This window comes from Parafrigoribacterium mesophilum (genome assembly GCF_039652555.1).
In the GTDB taxonomy this organism is placed as follows: Bacteria; Actinomycetota; Actinomycetes; order Actinomycetales; family Microbacteriaceae; genus Parafrigoribacterium; species Parafrigoribacterium mesophilum.
Genome location: NZ_JBDJAF010000002.1, coordinates 189,851 through 207,406 on the forward strand (window position 1 = coordinate 189,851; position 17,556 = coordinate 207,406).

Sequence of the window (17,556 nt, forward strand, 5' to 3'; positions counted from 1 at the left end):
TGCGTAAACTGACAGCTCCGTGCCGCCGGGCACGGCGGATCGACAATGGTGACGGATGAAACTCGAACTTCGCGGCATTACCAAACGGTTTGGCGCCCTGGTCGCCAACGACCACATCGATCTGACGGTGGAACCCGGCGAGATCCACTGCCTGCTCGGTGAGAACGGCGCAGGCAAATCCACCCTGATGAACGTGTTGTACGGCCTGTACCAGGCCGACGAGGGCGAGATCCTGCTCGACGGCAAGCCCGTGCACTTCGCCGGACCGGGCGATGCGATGGCCGCGGGCATCGGAATGGTGCACCAACACTTCATGCTCATCCCGGTGTTCACCGTCGCCGAGAACGTGATGCTCGGCCACGAGCAGACCGGTGTCGGCGGGCGCCTGAACGTCGGCGCCGCCCGCGAGCAGGTTCGGGAGATCTCGGCACGGTTCGGCTTCGACATCGACCCGGATGCGCTGGTGGAGGATCTGCCGGTCGGCATTCAACAGCGGGTCGAGATCATCAAGGCGCTGTCCCGCGACGCGAAGGTGCTCGTCTTCGACGAGCCCACCGCGGTGCTCACGCCGCAGGAGACCGACGAGTTGATGGCCATCATGGAGCAGCTCAAGGCATCCGGCACCGCCATCATCTTCATCACCCACAAGCTGCGCGAGGTGCGCGAGGTCGCCGACAAGATCACCGTCATCCGGCTCGGGAAGGTCGTCGGCGAGGCGTCCCCGACCGCGAGCAACACCGAACTGGCTTCGCTGATGGTGGGCCGTCCGGTGGACCTCACCGTCGACAAGGGTCCGCAGAAGCCGGGCGAGCCGGCGCTCATCGTGAAAGACCTCTGCGTCATCGACCACCTGGGGCAGTTCGTGGTGGACCACATCGACTTTCAGGTGCACGCCGGCGAGATCCTCGCCGTCGCCGGGGTGCAGGGCAACGGCCAGACCGAACTCACCGAGGCGATCATGGGCCTGCAGCAGCGCGTCACCGGCGACATCCTGCTGGACGGCACCAACCTGCAGGGGCTGTCGGTGCGGAAGATTCTCGATGCCGGTGTCGGCTTCATCCCGGAAGACCGGCAGGAAGACGGCCTAATCAGCGAGTTCACGATCGCCGAGAACCTGATGCTGGACCGCTCCACCGGAGCGCCCTTCGTGCGCTTCGGCAACCTTCAACTGGGGTACCTGGCCCAGTTCGCCGAGGACAAGATCACCGAATTCGACATCCGCGCGCAGGGCATCGGCACGCACGCCGGCAAGCTCTCCGGCGGCAACCAGCAGAAGGTCGTGATCGCCCGTGAACTCAGCCGCGACCTGCGCCTGTTCGTCGCCGCCCAGCCGACCAGGGGACTGGATGTCGGGTCGGTGGAGTTCGTGCACTCGAGAATCGTCGCCACGAGGGATGCTGGCATCCCCGTCATCGTGGTCTCCACCGAACTCGACGAAGTGACCGCGCTGGCCGACCGCATCGCCGTCATGTTCCGCGGCCGAATCGTCGGCATCGTCCCCGGGGATACGCCCCGCGACGTGCTGGGCCTGATGATGGCCGGCGAGGCCCCGACCGAGGTGGCCGCATGAGCGATTCGCAGCTGCCCGTGCAGGGACGCACCCCCGACACGGAGTCGATCGAACCGGGTCAGACTCCGGCCGTGCGTCCGGACGCGGTGGAGGACGCCCCGCAGTCGCGATTCTCGGTGGTGCTGCGGGAAATCACCACCGGCGGTGCCGCGATTTCGCTGTTCGCCGTCATCCTCGCCCTGATCGCCGGCGCCGTGCTGATCGCCATCACCGACAAGAGCGTGCAAACCGCAGCCGGATACTTCTTCTCCCGGCCCGCCGACACCTTCAGCGCGATCTGGAACTCCGTCTCCGGCGCGTACGTGTCCCTGTTCCAGGGATCGGTCTACAACTTCCGCCGCCCAGGCTTTGCTAACGGCATCCGGCCGTTCATCGCGACGCTCACGTTCGCGACCCCGCTCATCGCAGCAGGCCTCGGCGTGGCGATCGGATTCCGCGCCGGTCTGTTCAACATCGGCGGCCGCGGGCAGATGATCATCGCGGCTGCCCTCGCCGGCTGGGTCGGCTTCTCCTTCGACCTTCCCGCCGGCATCCACCTCGTCGTCGCGCTGGCCACGGGTATGGCCGGAGCGGCGATCTGGAGCGGACTGGCCGGATTCCTGCGCGCCACGACCGGTGCGCACGAGGTGATCACCACGATCATGCTCAACTACGTCGCGTTTTACTTCATCAGCTACCTGCTCCGCCACCAAGGACTGCTGCAGGCGCCAGGGTCGAATAACCCGAAGTCCCCGGCGATGAACCAGACGGCGGTCTTCCCGCCGTTGCTCGGCCCGCGGTACGGATTGACCATCGGCTTCCTCTTCGTCATCGCCGCCACGGTTTTCGCCTGGTGGCTGCTGAACCGGTCCAACCTCGGCTTCCAGTTCCGCGCGCTCGGCGAAAATCCGAGCGCGGCACGGGTCGCCGGCATCAATGTCAAACGGATGTATGTCTACTCGATGCTCATCGGCGGCGCCCTCGTCGGCCTTGCCGGCGCCAACCAGGTGCAGGGCGTCATCACCACCGGTTTCACCGCGGGAATCGACGCCGGTATCGGCTTCGACGCGATCACCGTCGCCCTCCTGGGCCGTTCCCGGCCTTGGGGCGTATTCGCCGCCGGCATCCTGTTCGGCGCGTTCAAGGCCGGCGGCTTCTCCATGCAGGCCGCGCAGGGCATCCCGGTGGACATCGTGCTCGTCGTGCAGTCCCTCATAGTGCTGTTCATCGCCGCGCCGCCGCTGGTGCGGGCCGTGTTCCGATTGCCGAAACCGCTGCTGGTGCCCAGGGTGAAACCCGCGAAGATTCGGGGCAAGAAGGCGGTGGTGACCCGATGAGCATCCTCACCCAGGCCGCACCGTCCGGCGCCGTGCAGGTCGCCAGGGCCGTGGTCAAGAGCTGGAAGGTGCCGATCGCATTGGCCGTATTCGCGGCTATCTCCACCCTGTTGTTCTGGGGTTTCGGGCGCGACGGCGACAGCACGTTCCAGTTGTCTACTTCGCGCGACGCGATCCAGCTGCCCGACCTCACCGTGCCCACCAGGGCCACCGGAATCGTGATCTCCGTCATCCTCATCGCCATGGCGGTGTGGGCGGTCATCCTGGTCCGGCGCACGATCAAGGTGCCGCTCTGGTTCATCAGCCTGTTCGCGGTGCTGTTCCTGGTCGTTTTCCTGGCCTGGGTCTCCGCCGGCGACAAGCTGCCCGTGCCGGGGCTGCTGGTCGGCACCGTGGCTCTGAGCGCCCCGCTCATCTTCGGTGCACTCAGCGGTGTGATCTGCGAACGCGGCGGCGTGGTGAACATCGCCATCGAAGGCCAACTGCTTGCCGGCGCCTTCGTGGCCGCCCTGATCGCATCCATTACCGGTTCGGCATATATCGGCCTGCTCGGCGCGATGATCGCCGGGATGCTGGTCTCGTTCGTACTTGCGGCGTTCTCGATCAAGTACTTCGTCGACCAGATCATCGTCGGCGTCGTGCTGAACGTGCTGGTGGCCGGACTGACCAGCTTCCTCTACTCCACGGTGCTCACCCGCACCCCGGCCCTGAACAACCCGCCGCAGTTCCCGCGGATCAACATCCCGGTTCTCAGCGAGATCCCCATCCTCGGCCCGGTGCTGTTCCGGCAGACCATCATCATCTACATCATGTACGTCACCGTCGCGGCCGTCTGGTTCGGACTGTTCCACACCAAATGGGGACTGCGCCTGCGCTCCACCGGCGAGCATCCGCAGGCCGCAGACACGGTCGGCATCAACGTGAACCGCACCCGGTTCTGGAACGTGTCCCTGGCCGGGGTGATCGCCGGGCTGGGCGGCGCGTTCTACACGCTCACCTCCGTCGGAGCGTTCAACAAGGAAATGACCAACGGCGCCGGGTTCATCGCCCTGGCCGCCGTGATCTTCGGCGGCTGGCGGCCGTTGCAGGCCACCATGGCCGCCCTGCTGTTCGGCTTCGCCAGCAACCTGCAGAACGTGCTCAGCGTGATGGGCTCGCCCGTGCCGAGCGAGTTCATGCTGATGCTGCCCTACGTCGTGACGATCTTCGCGGTCGCCGGGCTGGTCGGAAAGGTGCGGATGCCGGCAGCCGACGGAAAACCGTACATCAAGTCATGAACACCCCAACCGAGGCGCCGTGACCGGCCATCGGCCGTCCTGGCGACTGTGGAGTGGCATCGCGGTCGTTCTGGTGTCGCTGAACTTCCGGCCGGCGGTGGTGTCCATGGCGCCGCTGCTCGATGAGATCAGCGCCGCAGTCGGACTGACGCCGTTCACGGCTGGACTGCTGCTGACCTTGCCGGTGCTCTGTTTCGGCGCACTCGGGCCCGCGGCGCCGGTCATCGCCCAGCGGTTCGGCATCGAGTGGACACTGGTCGGCGTGCTGCTGGCGGTGATCGTCGGCTCCGCGGTCCGGCTGATCCCCACCGTGCCTGCACTGTTCCTCGGTACCCTCCTCATCGGCGCCGGCATTGCGATCGGGAACATCCTGCTTCCCGGGCTGATCAAACGCGACTTTCCGCACTCCATCGGGCTGATGTCCGGCCTGTACACACTGTCACTCACCGGCGGCGCGGCGCTCGGCGCCGGCGCGACGGTGCCCATCGCCCAGGCTGTCGGGTTCGACTGGAACTTCGCGCTGGGCGCCTGGGGGCTGTTCGCGATCCTCGGCCTGATCGTCTGGCTGCCCGGGCTGCGCGGGGTGCGCGCCCGGCACGGCGCGCTCAAGCGGTCGACCCTCAAACTCGGACGTGACCCAGTGGCCTGGCTGGTGACCGCGTACTTCGGCTTCCAGTCGCTGAACTTCTACACGACTAGCGCCTGGTTGCCGACACTGCTGATCTTCGACGGCGCAGACCCGGCCTACGCCGGGTTGATGCTGTCGCTGATGAATCTGGTCTCGATCATTCCGGCGATGATCAGCCCGCTGATCGCGGCCAGGATGCGGCGGCAGTCGTCGCTCGCCGTTGCGCTGGTCGGCTTCTACGCCGTCGGGATCATCGGGCTGATGCTGGCGCCCGGCATCGCCGTCGTGTGGGTTCTTGTGCTGGGCATCGGTCAGGGCGCCACGCTGGGCATCGCCCTGGCCTACATCGTGCTCCGTTCGCCGGACGCCGACCACGCCACCAAGCTCTCGGGCATGTCGCAAAGCTGGGGGTACCTGATGGCGGCCGGCGGCCCGCTGCTGCTCGGCGCGCTGTTCGGCGCGACCGGCACCTGGTTCGTCCCGCTGCTGTTCCTCGCGGTGCTGTTGATCCCGCAGGCCTACACCGGCTACCGGGCCGGCGCGCCCCGCCTGGTAGGGGCGAAGCTGGAGTCGACGAAGGAGCAAGCATGACTGATCAGGCAAACGGCACACCGATCGACTGGGACTCGCTGCGGAAGGTCGCCGGCGCTGCCGCGGTGAACGCCTACGTGCCGTATTCGAAGTTCCCGGTCGGCGCCGCGGCGATCGTCGACGACGGACGGGTGATCTCCGGCTGCAACGTGGAAAACGCCTCCTACGGGCTCACCTTGTGCGCCGAATGCGGCCTGGTATCCGCGCTGCACTCCAGTGGTGGCGGACACCTCGTGGCCTTCACCTGCGTCGACGGACACGGCGCCGTGCTGATGCCCTGCGGTCGGTGCCGCCAACTGCTCTACGAACATTCCGCTCCGGGAATGCTTCTGGAGACCGTGTCAGGCATCCGCACCATCCACGAGGTGCTGCCTGATGCGTTCGGCCCGGGCACCCTGACCGAGTACGCGGGCACGTGAGTGGTGAGTGGGTTGAGTAGCCGCCCGAGCTTGCGAGGCCGGCGTATCGAAACCGCGTTGCACGGCGACCGGTTTCGATACGCTCGCTGGCGCTCGCTACTCAACCCGCTGGCGCGGTTTCGACAGATTCGCGCTGGCGCTCGCTACTCAACCCGCTGGCGCGGTTTCGACAGGTTCGCGCTGGCGCTCGCTACTCAACCCGCTTCTTCCCCCATCCATTTTCGTGAAAGGCATCCATGACCACCCGGCTTGAGCCATTCGACACCGTCGACCTCATCCACATCAAACGCGATCGGGGCACGCTCAGCACCGCGCAGATCGACTGGCTCGTCGACGCTTACACGCGCGGCTACGTCGGCGAGGAACAGATGGCGGCAATGGCCATGGCGATCTTCCTCAACGGCATGAACCGGCAGGAGGTGCGCGACCTCACCCTCGCCATGATCGACAGCGGCGACCGAATGAACTTCGCCGCCCTGTCGAAACGAACCGTCGACAAGCACTCCACCGGCGGCGTCGGCGACAAGATCACCCTGCCATTGGCCCCCCTGGTCGCCTCCTTCGGTGTCGCCGTGCCGCAGCTTTCCGGCCGCGGACTGGGCCACACCGGCGGCACCCTGGACAAGCTCGAGTCGATCCCGGGCTGGCAGGCGAACCTGACGAACGAGCGGATGCGCCGCCAACTGGAGACCATCGGCGCGGTAGTCTGCGCGGCCGGCTCCGGCCTTGCCCCCGCCGACGGCAAGCTCTACAGCCTGCGCGACATCACCGGCACCGTGGAGTCCATCCCGCTCATCGCATCCTCGATCATGAGCAAGAAGATCGCCGAGGGCACCTCCGCCCTGGTGCTCGACGTGAAATTCGGCTCGGGCGCGTTCCTGAAAGAGATCGACCGCTCCCGCGAACTGGCCGAAACCATGGTCGCTCTCGGCACCGACGCCGGCGTGGCCACCACCGCGCTGCTCACCAACATGAACGTGCCGCTGGGCCTGGCCATCGGCAACGCCAACGAGGTGCGCGAATCGGTCGAGGTGCTCGCCGGCGGCGGGCCGGCGGACGTGGTCGCTCTCACCGTTGCGCTGGCCCGGGAGATGCTCACCCTCGCCGGCCGGCCCGACGCCGACGTCGAGGCCGCCCTGAACGACGGCCGCGCGATGGACACCTGGCGGTCGATGATCCGCGCGCAGGACGGCGACCCGGATGCCGCGCTGCCGGCCCCGCGCGAAACCCAAGTGGTCACCGCGCCGCGCAGCGGCATCCTGGTGGAGCAGCAGGCGCTGCCGTTCGGCATCGCCGCGTGGCGGCTCGGCGCCGGCCGGGCCCGCAAACAGGACCCGGTGCAGCACGCCGCGGGCATCGACCTGCACGCCAAACCGGGCGACACGGTCACCGCCGGGCAGCCGCTGTTCACCCTGTCTGCCGACGACCCGGACCGGTTCGCCCGTGCCCTGGAGATCCTCGAGGGTGCCTACCGCATCGGCGACCCCGGCGACCCGGTGCTGGACGGTGGTCCGCTCATCGCCGCCCGAATCGGTAGCTGACGTCAGCGCGGTAACTCAGCCGGTTGAGTAGCGAGCGTCAGCGCGATGTCTCAGCCGGTTGAGTAGCGAGCGTCAGCGCGAGCGTATCGAAACCGCAGCAGGTAACCCGGGGGTTTCGATACGCCGTCCTCGTTCCTCGGGCGGCTACTCACCCCGCTGAGACGTCAGCTGGTTGAGTAGGCGAGCGCTCGCGCGAGCCGTATCGAAACCAGCGGACGCGGTGCGGTTTCGATACGCCGGCCAAGCTCGGGCGGCTACTCACCCCGCCATCGCGAGGCGGGCGAGCAATGCAGGGACATCGATAAAGGCGAAGTGCACCGACGAGTCACCCACCCCGAACGGCAGCAGCAGCTGGTCGCCGACGACCATCGCCCCGCACGAGTAGAGCACGTTCGGCACGTAGCCGTCGCGCTCCTCCGCCCGCGGCCGCATCAGCGGCTCCCGTAGCGAGCCGACCACCTTCGTCGGATCGTCCAGGTCGAGCAGGATCGCCCCGAGCGAGTACTCCCGCATCGGCCCGACCCCGTGGGTGATCACCAGCCATCCGGCGGCCGTTTCGATCGGCGAGCCGGCGTTGCCCAGCTGGATGATTTCCCACGGCTGCCGCGGCGAGTGCAACGTGATCGGGGCGCCCCAGATGCGCCCGTCCGCCGACGTAGCGATCGCTGTGCTCTCCCGGTCCCAGCGGGACAAGGCCACGAAACTGCCGTTCACCTTCCGCGGGAAGAGCGCCATGCCCTTATTTCTCGCGGACGGGCCGGAGAGCTGACTGATCCGGAACTGCTCGAAGTCCGCCGTCTCGATCAGCTGCGGCGCCACCTGGTCCCCGTTGTACGCGGTGTAGGTGCCGTAGTAGGTGGCGGTCCCGTCGTCGCCCACGAACCGGACGAAGCGCGCATCCTCCATTCCCTGGGACTCGGACGGGGCGTGCGGCCACAGGATGCGTTCGGCCAGCGGCGAGGACGCTGCGAAGTCCAGGTCGTAATTGCACGCGGCGATCCACCTGGCCAACTCGGCGGTGTGGGTGCTGCCGTGCCAGGCCATCGACCGATGGGATGCCTGCGACAGAGCGGTGCGCAGTGTCTCGTCGTCGAAGTGCGCCGGCAGCTGCTGCAGCAGGAAGGAGGCGCTCTCCCCGTCGGCGCCCGCCTCGGTGAGTTTGCCGAGGAACAGCGCCCGGTCGTACACGGTCGCGTGGTGTTGCCCGGCGTCGAGGAATCTGCCAGGGTCGTCCAGCGTCAGGGTTTGGCCGGGCCCGGCGACGCCGGTGCGGAATTCGATGCTGGAGATGTGGCCCTCGCCCACGGCCCGCAAGCTCATCACGAACCGCACCGCGCCAGCGGGAAGGCCGGACTGGTCGGGGTGCGGCACCACCGACGGGTTGAACAGCGCCGCCGCCTCGACCGCATACTCCTTGGTGAAGCAGGCGCCGATCAGCAGCCGCCGCGCCTCGGTGAGCAGGGCGACCGTCGGCACCCGGTGGGCGACCCGGTCGAAGTGCGTCTGGAGGATCTGCCGCAGGTTGCGGTGCCGGCCGGAGAAGTCGGCAATCACCGACTCGAGCGTTGCGACGACCGTCTCCTCGGGCAGGGACAGGATGCGGTTCAGCACGTTCGAGGTGCGCGACTCGTGGTCCAGCGCCAACTCCTGGCCGGGCACGAACAGTTGCGCCACCACGCGGGACGGGTCGGCGATCAGCGTGAGGTCGGCGCGGGTGACCACGCTCGGGGTCGTCGCGGCGCCCATCGGCTCGGCGCTCATCGGCTCAGCACGGGCAGCCGGCGGGCCAGTTGCAGCGTCGACAGCGCCGCCAGCGTGGATTCCGCACCCTGGTTCTCGTTGCGCCCGTTCGGCTGCAGCCCGTCGCAGCATCCGCCGCCGGCCGGATCGTAGAGCGCCACCCCTGCGTCGTTATTCCCGAGGAACCAGGCCGCGGCCAGGTCGACCCCGTCGGCGAAGCGGTGCTCGCCAGTGAGCCGGAACGCGCGCAAGCAGGCGCCTGCGATCGCGGCGGCCTCGATCGGCTGCTGGTCGAATCCGGATGCCTGCGTTCCCGGACCGCGTCCGCCGACCGGTGTCACGGAGAGGTGACCGCCTCGGGTCTCGACAGTCATAAGCCAGTCCAGCAGCATCAGCCCGTCGGCCAGAACTGAGTCGTCGCCCAGTGCCTCGCCGGCGGCGATCAGCGCCTCGGGCAGGGCCGCGTTCGCGTAGCGCAGGCTGTCCTCCGGCCACGGCCACAGGTGCGCCGCCCGTGGTCGGCCGATTGTCTCGGCCGCGGCGGCCAGCAGCGCACGCGCTCCGGTATGGTCGGGCAGCACACTCAGCACATCCGCGGCGCCGAGCGCGGCGAACGCCATCGAGTGGCGGTACGGCGAGCGCCACGCGGCGCCGGCGGTGAACGCGGCGAGAGCGTCATCAGCGGCGTCGCTGGTCGCGGCATCCGGATGCGCGGCGACCGCGGCGCCGAGCCCCCAGAGGGCGCGTCCCCAGCAGTCTTCGAGGCTGGGCAGGTCGCTCCAGTGCCCGGTCAGGCTGAGCCGGTTGTGGAATCGTCCGTCGCTTCCCTGAGCGTCCACCAGGAACTTCAGGTACACCGCGGCCAGGTCCTGCAGCTCGGTTCCCTCCCGGCTGACCACCACCAGGGCGCGGGCGACGTCGTCCACGCAGTAGCCGAGGTGGCGGCGGGCCACGGAGCCGCGGGCGTGTTCGAACAGAACCCGGTCGTCGGTGAGGCGCCGCAGGTGGGCGAAGGAAATTTCGGGCAGGCTCACGAGGCGGTGGCCAAGGTCGCCGGCGCGGCGGGCAGTGCCGCCGGGGTCAGGCCGACGGCGACGTCCCGGTAACGCCGGGCAACCGCGGACCACGCGAGATCGGGAGCCTCACCGGCCGCCGTGTCGGCCATGTGCTGGGCAAGTCCCGGTTCGGTGATCACCCGGCGCAGCGCGGCCGCCATCGCGGCGGGGTCGCGTTGCGGCACGAGCAGTCCTGCGCCGCCGGAGAGCAGCTCGACGGCGTGCGGGAAGGCGGTCGACACGACGGGACGACCGGCCGCGACGGCCTCGATCAGCACTCCGGAGGTGACCTGGTCCGGCGAGTCGTAGGGCAGCAGCACGACGTCCGCACGCTCCACGAGGTCGGCCAACTCGGTGAGGCTCAGATAGCTCGAGTCGATCTCGACGACATCCGTCACGCCAGCGGCGTCGGCGCGCTCGGCCAGGCTCTGACGGTACTGCTCGCCGTCCTTCTCCAGCACCTTCGGATGGGTCTTGCCGATCACGAGGTACCGCGGGTTCAGGTCCTTCAGCGACGCCATGGCGTCGATCGCCCACTCGATGCCCTTGCCCGGGCCGAGCAGTCCCCAGGTGAGTACAAACGGCCGATCGTTCGCGGGATGCGTGCGGCCCAGCGTGCCGTGGTCGATCGCTCCGTGCGGGATCACCGCGATGTGCTCGGGGTCGACGCCGTAGCACTCCTCGAGGCGGCGGCGTCCGGTCTGTGTCATCGTCACGACGACATCCGAGGCGGCGACCAGCCGGTTCAGGATGTCGCGCTGGCTGTCGGACGGCTCCTGCAGCACCGTGTGCAACACGACGATCGTCGGCACGGTGAGCGCCTCGACCACCTCGAGCACGTCGATGCCGTCGCGGCCGCCGTAGATGCCGTATTCGTGCTGCACGATGACGGTGCCGTAGTCATTGAGGGCGCGAGCGGTCTCGGCGGCACTCGCCGTGGAACCGTTGACCAGGTAGCCGACCACGCCGGGGGAGGTGTGCGTTCCGTCATCCGGGGCATCCAGCACGCTGATGATACCGACGCGGCCGGGCAGTTTGCCCAGCTGACCGTACAGGGCCTGCGTGAAGGTGGCCAGTCCGCACTGGGTGGGCGGATAGGTGCTCAGCAGCGCGATGCTGCCGGGCAGGGCGGACGCGGCGGGGGTCGTATGGCCGGACGAGACCGCGGTGCGGCGGGACCGGGCTGAACGGACCGCGTGTGTGAGCGAGGTAGTCGTGCGCGAATGAGCATGCTGCAGCGTCATGGCGACGCTCCTGTCTTGGCCGTAAAACCGGCCAGATTACTTCTGATGTTCTAGTGCTGGGGCGGTGCGAGACGGATGTCGACCGCGAAAACGAGCCTTCGATACCTCTTCAGGGTACGCCGGCACCCTGTGAGCCCCACCCGGTTCGCGCAGGACTGGTCGAGTTCCCAGATTATTGGGCCCGCCGAGCCGGTAGATTTGGCCCTATGAATACTGTTGCGGAGGATGTTCTCCTGACGGGTGGCGGCGTGAACATCACCTCCCTGCCTAAGGTCTCCTTGCACGACCACCTCGACGGCGGCCTCCGCCCGCAGACGATCATCGAACTGGGCGACGCCATCGACCTGGATCTGCCCGAAACCGACGCGGATGCGCTCGGACAATGGTTTGCCGACCGGTCGGATTCCGGATCGTTGGTGGAGTATCTGAAGACGTTCGACGTGACCACGGCGGTGATGCAGACCCACGAGGGCCTGGAACGGGTGGCCCGCGAATTCGTGCTGGATCTCGCCGCCGACGGCGTGATCTACGGCGAGGTGCGCTGGGCGCCGGAGCAGCACCTGACCCGCGGCCTCACCCTCGATGAGGTCGTCGACGCCGTGCAGGAGGGCATCGAGGCGGGCATCGACGATGTCGAGCGCGGCGGCGGCAACATCCGGATCGGCCAGCTGGTCAGCGCGATGCGGCACGCCGACCGCGGCCTGGAGATCGCCGAACTGGCCGTGCGGCACCGGGACCACGGAGTGGTGGGCTTTGACATCGCCGGACCCGAGGCCGGGTTTCTGCCGAGCCGGATGCGACAGGCGTTCGACTACCTGGCGCACCACTTCCTGCCGGTGACGGTGCACGCGGGCGAGGCGGACGGGCTGGACAGCATCCGCAGCGCCCTGTTCGACGGCCGCGCGCTGCGCCTCGGGCACGGGGTGCGACTGGCCGAGGGCATCGTCGTGGACCACGAGGACGAGGAGAACAGTTACGTCACCCTCGGCCCGGTGGCGCAGTGGGTCAAGGACCGGGAGATCGCGCTCGAGCTCAGCCCGTCGTCGAACCTGCAGACCGGCGCCATCGCACAGTGGGGTGACGACCTCATCGACCACCCGTTCGACCTGTTGTACCAACTCGGATTCCGGGTTACCGTCAATACCGACAACCGTCTCATGAGCAACACCACGCTCAGTCGCGAGTTGTCGCTGCTCAGCGATGCGTTCGGGTACGACCTGGCGGACCTTGAGGTCTTCCAGCTGAACGCCGCCGCGGCGAGTTTCTTGAGTACAGAAGACCGCGAGGAACTCGCGGACGAAATCAGTGTCGGCTTTGGGGAGATTTAGGCAATGACGCTTCCTCCGCTTATGGAAACTGGTGTGGTCATCGGGGCTGAGGCCGCCGACTGGCGCGCCGCCGTGCGCCTGGCCGGCGATGCCCTGGCCCGGTCCGGGGCGACGTTGCCCGGATATGGCGACGATATGGTGCGGATGATCGAGGAGCACGGCCCCTACGTCGTGATCGCCCCCGGTCTCGCGCTGGCCCACGCCCGGCCCGGGCCGGATGTGCTCGCGGACGGCCTCTCGGTCGTCACGCTGGCCACCCCGGTCGCGTTCGGGCATCCGCACAACGACCCGGTGTGCGTCGTGCTCGGGCTGTCCGTGGTGTCGGTGGGCGACCACCTGGAGTCGATCGCGCAGCTGGCGAACATCTTCAACGACGTCAGCGTGATTCCGGCGCTGAGGGGTGCGAAGGACGCGGCTGAGGTGATGCACATTATGGGCATCTCGCATCCGGCGGTCAGCACCGCCGCGGTGGACCAGGTCGAACTCTAGAGCTGGGGCGTTCTCAGTTCGGCCAGTAGCGGGTGGATGGCGGCTTCGAGTCGGTCCACGCACTGCTGCGCGGTCGTGATCCGCTCGGCTGCCGCCCCCGTGCTGCTGGACGCGTCGATGTACACCTTGAGCTTCGGCTCGGTGCCGCTCGGCCGCACGATAATGCGCGCGGAGCCGGCGAGGGTGAAGCGCAGGATGTCGCTGGGCGCGAAGTCGCCGAGCCCCGCCGCGAAGTCGTCCACGCTGTCGATGACCATGCCGGCGATGCGCTGAGGCGGGTCAGCGCGCAGCCGCCGCATGATCGTGGCGATGTCCGCGGTGTCGGTGACGCGCAGCGAGACCTGGGCGGAGGCGAACGCCCCGAATCGGGCGGCGAAGGCGAGCGCGTGCTCGGGCAGGTTCGACCCGTCGGCCTTCAGTTCCGCGGCGAGGGCGAGGAAGTCGAGCGCTGCCGAGATGCCGTCCTTGTCGCGCACGGTGTCGGGATCGACGAGGTAACCGAGTGCCTCCTCGTAGCCGTAGGCGAGGTTCGGCACCCGGGACACCCATTTGAAGCCGGTGAGGGTCTCGACGTGGTCGGAACCGTACTGCCGGGCGATCTCGGCCAGGGCCGGGGAGCTGACGATGGAGGTGGCCAGGGTGCCGCGGCGGCCCTCGCGGCGCATCCGTTCCGCAGCACGCCAGCCGAGGAGGTAGCCCACCTCGTTGCCGCTGAGCCGGCGCCAGGCGCCGGTGCCCGTGGCGGACGCATCCGGCACGGCGATGGCGAGCCGGTCGGCATCCGGGTCGTTGGCCACGATCAGCTCGGCGCCTTCACGCTGCGCGGTGGCGATGGCCAGGTCCAGGGCGCCGGGCTCCTCCGGGTTGGGGAAGGCCACGGTGGGGAAGGCGGCATCCGGCTCGATCTGCTCCGGAACCGGGATCGCCCCGGCCACGCCGGCGGCGGCGAACACGCGCTGCGCGGTCTCCCAGCCGACGCCGTGCATGGCGGTATAGATGAAGCGCAGCGGCGCCGGATGCGTGCCGAACCGGGCGGTGCGCGTCACGTAGTCGTCCAGCAACTGCTCGCCTACGATCTCGTAGTCGCCGCGCGGCAGGTCGGGCACGCTGATGCTGTCGGCGACCTGGAGAATGTGTGCGGCGATCTCCGCGTCGACCGGCGGGACAATTTGCGAGCCCTCGTCGTCCCCGCCGAGGTAGACCTTGTAGCCGTTGTCCCGCGGCGGGTTGTGACTGGCGGTGACCATCACGCCGGCGCTCGCGCCCAGGTGGCGCACCGCGAAGGCCAGCACCGGGGTGGGCAGCAGGCGCGGCAACAGGATGGCGCGCACGCCCGCGCCGGCGAGAATCTCGGCGGAGTCGGTGGCGAACACGCGCGAGTTTTTGCGACCGTCGTAGCCGATCACGACAGACGGGTGCGCCTGGCGCCCGATCAGGAACGCGGCCAACCCAGCGGCCGCTTGCGCCACGAGCACCCGGTTCATCCGGTTCGGGCCGGCGGCCAGCTCCCCGCGCAGTCCCGCGGTGCCGAACTGAAGGCGGGTGTCGAAACGGGAGTGCAGTTCCCGCAAAGCCTCGGAGTCACCGGGCTGTGCACCGGCGGTCTGGGCATCTTCTATTAGGGCATCCAGCTCGGCGCGGGTCTCGGCATCCGGGTCCTGAGCGCGCCAGGCCTGGGCCGCCGCTATGACTCCGGCCGCGCCGTCGGCTGCGGCGTCGCTCGCGCCGCCATCGGTCGCTGCGGTCACAGGGCCGCCACGATCCTGGCCAGCAGTGCGCTGATCACCGGCTCGGCGGCGGCTCCGGCGGCGAGCACCTCGGCGTGACTGAGCGGCTCCTTCTGGATTCCGGCGGCCGGGTTGGTGATCAGCGACATCCCGAGCACCTCCATGCCGGCCTGCCGCGCCGCGATCGCCTCCAACGCGGTCGACATGCCCACGATGTGGCCGCCGATCGCCTTGGCCATCTGCACCTCGGCCGGGGTCTCGTAGTGCGGGCCGCGGAACTGCACGTAGACGCCCTCGTCCAGGCTCTCGTCGATGCTGCGGGCGATGGCGCGCAGCCTTGCCGAGTAGAGGTCGGTGAGGTCGACGAAGGTCGCGCCCTCCAGGGGCGAATCGGCAGTGAGATTGATGTGGTCGCGAATCAGCACCGGTGTTCCGGATGCCCACTCCGGCTTGATGCCGCCGGCCCCGTTGGTGAGGATCATGATGGCGGCGCCGGTCGCCGCCGCCGCCCGCACGCTGTGCACCACCCGCCGGACGCCGTAGCCCTCGTAGTAGTGGGTCCGCGCGCCGATCACGAGGGCACGTTTTCCGCCGGGAAGCAGCACCGAACGCAGCACCCCGGAGTGCCCGACGACCGCCGGCGCACTGAACCCGGTGATCTCCTCGGCGGGGATCGTTGCGGTGGTGTCGCCGATCAGGTCCGCGGCCTTCCCCCATCCGCTGCCCAGGGTCAGCGCGATGTCGTGGTGGGCCACCCCGGTCTTCTCGGCGATCTGCGCGGCCGCGCGGGCCGCGATCTCGAACGGGTCGGCATCCGGGGCATCGAGCGGGTTCACAGCCATGGCCTCCACTCTAATTGCCGCCCCGCGCGCTCTGCCCCTTTCATCATTCAGGACGTTGTGTGGTCAATGTGCCTGAAGGGGCGGATGAGGGTAACTTGCGCCTCGAGGACACCACCAGTCACACCACGTCCTGAATAATGAAAGCCTCACCACGGCAGTAGGCGGCGGATGCGGCGGTTCGTCGGGTCCGGACGCCTGGGAGACAATAGAGCAATGGCATACGAGTTCGAGCGCAAGCAGCGGATCGCGATCGTCGGCGGGGGCCCCGGCGGATACGAGGCGGCCCTGGCCGGCGCCCAGCTCGGAGCCGAGGTCACCCTCGTCGAACGCGTCGGTGTCGGCGGGTCGGCCGTGCTCACCGACAGCGTGCCGTCCAAGACCCTGATCGCCACCGCGGAGGCGGCCAACGCGATCGGCGGCGCCGCGGGTCTGGGCGTCCAGTTCTTCGCCCGCGGCGACAACGGCAGGCCGGTGCGCCCGCAGGTCGCGGTCAACCTCGCCGCCGTCAATCAGCGGCTGCTGCTGCTGGCGCGCCAGCAGTCCGAGGACATGAAGGCCGCGCTCATCCGCGAAGGGGTGACCGTGATCCAGGGCGAGGGACGCCTGGACGGTCCGCAGCGCGTGCTGGTCTCCTCCGGCAAGGGCAGGCGCGGCACCGATTTCGACGCGATCGACGCGGACACCATCGTGCTGTCGGTCGGCGCGACCGCGCGCATCCTGCCCGCGGCCAAGCTGGACGGCGAACGGATCCTCACCTGGAGCCAGCTCTACACCCTCACCGACCTGCCCGAGCGGCTGATCGTGGTCGGCTCCGGCGTCACCGGTGCCGAGTTCGCCTCCGCCTACACGGCGCTCGGCTCCAAGGTCACCCTCATCTCCAGCCGCGAACGCGTGCTCCCTGGCGAGGACGAGGATGCAGCGCATGTCATCGAGGGCGTCTTCAAGCGCAACGGGATGACCGTGCTCTCCAAGTCCCGGGCCCAGTCGGTGGACCGCACCGCCGACGGCGTCGTCGTCACCCTGAACGACGGCCGCACCGTGGAGGGCAGCCACTGTCTGCTCGCGGTCGGCTCCGTGCCGAACACGAAGGGCATCGGGCTCGAGGATGCCGGGGTGCAGCTCACCGACGACGGCCACATCCGGGTCAACCGGGTCGCCCGTACCTCCATGCCGTCCATCTACGCGGCCGGCGACTGTTCGGACTTCCTGCCGCTGGCCTCCGTCGCGTCGATGCAGGGCCGGGTCGCAGTGTTCCACGCGATGGGCGACGCGGTGTTCCCGACCGAGCTGCGCAACGTGACCTCGAACATCTTCACCCAACCGGAGATCGCCACCGTCGGCTGGTCGCAGAAGCAGATCGAGGACGGCGTGGTGCCCGGCAACATCCACAAGCTCGAGCTGTCCTCCAACCCGCGCGCGAAGATGCAGGGCATCACCGAGGGTTTCGTCAAGCTGTTTGCCAGCCGAGGCAGCGGCACCGTGATCGGCGGCGTCGTGGTGGCGCCGAAGGCATCCGAACTCATTCTGCCGATCGCGATCGCGGTGGAGCACCGCCTCACCGTCGACCAGGTCGCCCGGGCCTTCGCGGTGTACCCGTCGCTCTCCGGCAGCATCACGGATGCGGCCCGAGCGATGCACATCGTGCACTGACCGCCCCGCTAAACCCTCCCCGCTACGCCCTCCGGCCGGTCCACCTCCTTTCATTATTCAGGAGGGTGTGTTGCAAATGGGGCTGCCGTGACTGGCGAGAATCACTTCAACCCCAGCGGTTGACGACTGTCACAGAGCG

General features: G+C 68.6%; 14 protein-coding genes. 9 read left to right on the top strand and 5 right to left on the bottom strand.

Annotated features, from left to right (window positions below; translation table 11 throughout):
* The first annotated feature begins 55 nt into the window (after positions 1–55).
* The 6 genes from ABFX56_RS10985 (at position 56) to ABFX56_RS11010 (ending at position 7,342) form a co-directional block, all read left to right on the top strand.
* Positions 56–1,570, top strand: a complete 1,515-nt coding sequence (locus tag ABFX56_RS10985; protein ID WP_346233366.1) for an ABC transporter ATP-binding protein — start codon at positions 56–58, stop codon at positions 1,568–1,570.
* Positions 1,567–2,886, top strand: a complete 1,320-nt coding sequence (locus ABFX56_RS10990; protein WP_346233367.1) for an ABC transporter permease — start codon at positions 1,567–1,569, stop codon at positions 2,884–2,886. The genes ABFX56_RS10985 and ABFX56_RS10990 overlap by 4 nt, the downstream gene beginning before the upstream one ends.
* On the top strand, positions 2,883–4,163 hold the full coding sequence (locus ABFX56_RS10995) for an ABC transporter permease (RefSeq protein WP_346233368.1): 1,281 nt from the start codon (positions 2,883–2,885) through the stop codon (positions 4,161–4,163). Before ABFX56_RS10990 ends, ABFX56_RS10995 begins: the two co-directional genes overlap by 4 nt.
* Positions 4,164–4,182: 19 nt before the next feature.
* Positions 4,183–5,382 carry a CynX/NimT family MFS transporter gene (locus tag ABFX56_RS11000; protein WP_346233369.1) on the top strand — a complete coding sequence of 400 codons (1,200 nt, stop codon included), beginning with the start codon at positions 4,183–4,185 and terminating at the stop codon, positions 5,380–5,382.
* Positions 5,379–5,801, top strand: coding sequence for a cytidine deaminase (locus ABFX56_RS11005; RefSeq protein WP_346233370.1), 423 nt, complete (start codon positions 5,379–5,381; stop codon positions 5,799–5,801). Before ABFX56_RS11000 ends, ABFX56_RS11005 begins: the two co-directional genes overlap by 4 nt.
* 236 nt (positions 5,802–6,037) lie before the next feature.
* Positions 6,038–7,342 (top strand): thymidine phosphorylase, encoded by a 1,305-nt coding sequence (locus ABFX56_RS11010; RefSeq protein WP_346233371.1) that lies wholly within the window; start codon positions 6,038–6,040, stop codon positions 7,340–7,342.
* Between the two features lie 258 nt (positions 7,343–7,600).
* Here the strand turns inward: ABFX56_RS11010 and ABFX56_RS11015 are convergent, their stop codons facing one another.
* Genes ABFX56_RS11015 through ABFX56_RS11025 form a run of 3 tightly spaced genes read right to left on the bottom strand, consistent with a single transcriptional unit; the run spans position 7,601 to position 11,381 of the window.
* On the bottom strand, positions 7,601–9,103 hold the full coding sequence (locus ABFX56_RS11015) for a glycoside hydrolase family 130 protein (protein ID WP_346233372.1): 1,503 nt from the start codon (positions 9,101–9,103) through the stop codon (positions 7,601–7,603).
* Positions 9,100–10,116, bottom strand: a complete 1,017-nt coding sequence (locus tag ABFX56_RS11020; RefSeq protein WP_346233373.1) for a glycosyltransferase — start codon at positions 10,114–10,116, stop codon at positions 9,100–9,102. The genes ABFX56_RS11015 and ABFX56_RS11020 overlap by 4 nt, the downstream gene beginning before the upstream one ends.
* Positions 10,113–11,381 (bottom strand): glycosyltransferase, encoded by a 1,269-nt coding sequence (locus ABFX56_RS11025; RefSeq protein ID WP_346233374.1) that lies wholly within the window; start codon positions 11,379–11,381, stop codon positions 10,113–10,115. Before ABFX56_RS11025 ends, ABFX56_RS11020 begins: the two co-directional genes overlap by 4 nt.
* Before the next feature lie 206 nt (positions 11,382–11,587).
* Here ABFX56_RS11025 and ABFX56_RS11030 point away from each other — a divergent pair, with 206 nt between their 5' ends.
* Both ABFX56_RS11030 and ABFX56_RS11035 read left to right on the top strand, forming a co-directional pair.
* Positions 11,588–12,709 (top strand): adenosine deaminase, encoded by a 1,122-nt coding sequence (locus ABFX56_RS11030; RefSeq protein ID WP_346233375.1) that lies wholly within the window; start codon positions 11,588–11,590, stop codon positions 12,707–12,709.
* A 21-nt stretch (positions 12,710–12,730) separates the two neighbouring features.
* Positions 12,731–13,198, top strand: coding sequence for a PTS sugar transporter subunit IIA (locus ABFX56_RS11035; protein ID WP_346233376.1), 468 nt, complete (start codon positions 12,731–12,733; stop codon positions 13,196–13,198).
* On the opposite strand, the gene ABFX56_RS11040 is transcribed toward ABFX56_RS11035, so the two are convergent.
* Positions 13,195–14,946: a phospho-sugar mutase gene (locus ABFX56_RS11040; protein WP_346233377.1), complete on the bottom strand. Its 1,752-nt coding sequence runs from the start codon at positions 14,944–14,946 to the stop codon at positions 13,195–13,197. The genes ABFX56_RS11035 and ABFX56_RS11040 overlap by 4 nt on opposite strands.
* The gene (locus tag ABFX56_RS11045) at positions 14,943–15,767 is read right to left on the bottom strand and encodes a purine-nucleoside phosphorylase (protein WP_346233378.1); all 825 of its coding nucleotides are present in this window, start codon (positions 15,765–15,767) and stop codon (positions 14,943–14,945) included. Before ABFX56_RS11045 ends, ABFX56_RS11040 begins: the two co-directional genes overlap by 4 nt.
* A gap of 213 nt (positions 15,768–15,980) precedes the next feature.
* On the opposite strand from ABFX56_RS11045, the gene ABFX56_RS11050 reads away from it, so the two are divergent.
* The gene (locus tag ABFX56_RS11050) at positions 15,981–17,417 is read left to right on the top strand and encodes an NAD(P)H-quinone dehydrogenase (RefSeq protein WP_346233379.1); all 1,437 of its coding nucleotides are present in this window, start codon (positions 15,981–15,983) and stop codon (positions 17,415–17,417) included.
* The last annotated feature ends 139 nt before the right edge of the window (positions 17,418–17,556 follow it).

Excerpts from the sequence above, each read along its gene's own strand:
- ABFX56_RS10985 (WP_346233366.1), top strand. The coding sequence starts at position 56 with ATGAAACTCGAACTTCGCGGCATTACCAAACGGTTTGGCGCCCTGGTC.
- ABFX56_RS10990 (WP_346233367.1), top strand. The coding sequence starts at position 1,567 with ATGAGCGATTCGCAGCTGCCCGTGCAGGGACGCACCCCCGACACGGAG.
- ABFX56_RS10995 (WP_346233368.1), top strand. The coding sequence starts at position 2,883 with ATGAGCATCCTCACCCAGGCCGCACCGTCCGGCGCCGTGCAGGTCGCC.
- ABFX56_RS11005 (WP_346233370.1), top strand. The coding sequence starts at position 5,379 with ATGACTGATCAGGCAAACGGCACACCGATCGACTGGGACTCGCTGCGG.
- ABFX56_RS11010 (WP_346233371.1), top strand. The coding sequence starts at position 6,038 with ATGACCACCCGGCTTGAGCCATTCGACACCGTCGACCTCATCCACATC.
- ABFX56_RS11015 (WP_346233372.1), bottom strand. The coding sequence starts at position 9,103 with ATGAGCGCCGAGCCGATGGGCGCCGCGACGACCCCGAGCGTGGTCACC.
- ABFX56_RS11025 (WP_346233374.1), bottom strand. The coding sequence starts at position 11,381 with ATGACGCTGCAGCATGCTCATTCGCGCACGACTACCTCGCTCACACAC.
- ABFX56_RS11030 (WP_346233375.1), top strand. The coding sequence starts at position 11,588 with ATGAATACTGTTGCGGAGGATGTTCTCCTGACGGGTGGCGGCGTGAAC.
- ABFX56_RS11035 (WP_346233376.1), top strand. The coding sequence starts at position 12,731 with ATGGAAACTGGTGTGGTCATCGGGGCTGAGGCCGCCGACTGGCGCGCC.
- ABFX56_RS11045 (WP_346233378.1), bottom strand. The coding sequence starts at position 15,767 with ATGGCTGTGAACCCGCTCGATGCCCCGGATGCCGACCCGTTCGAGATC.
- ABFX56_RS11050 (WP_346233379.1), top strand. The coding sequence starts at position 15,981 with ATGGCATACGAGTTCGAGCGCAAGCAGCGGATCGCGATCGTCGGCGGG.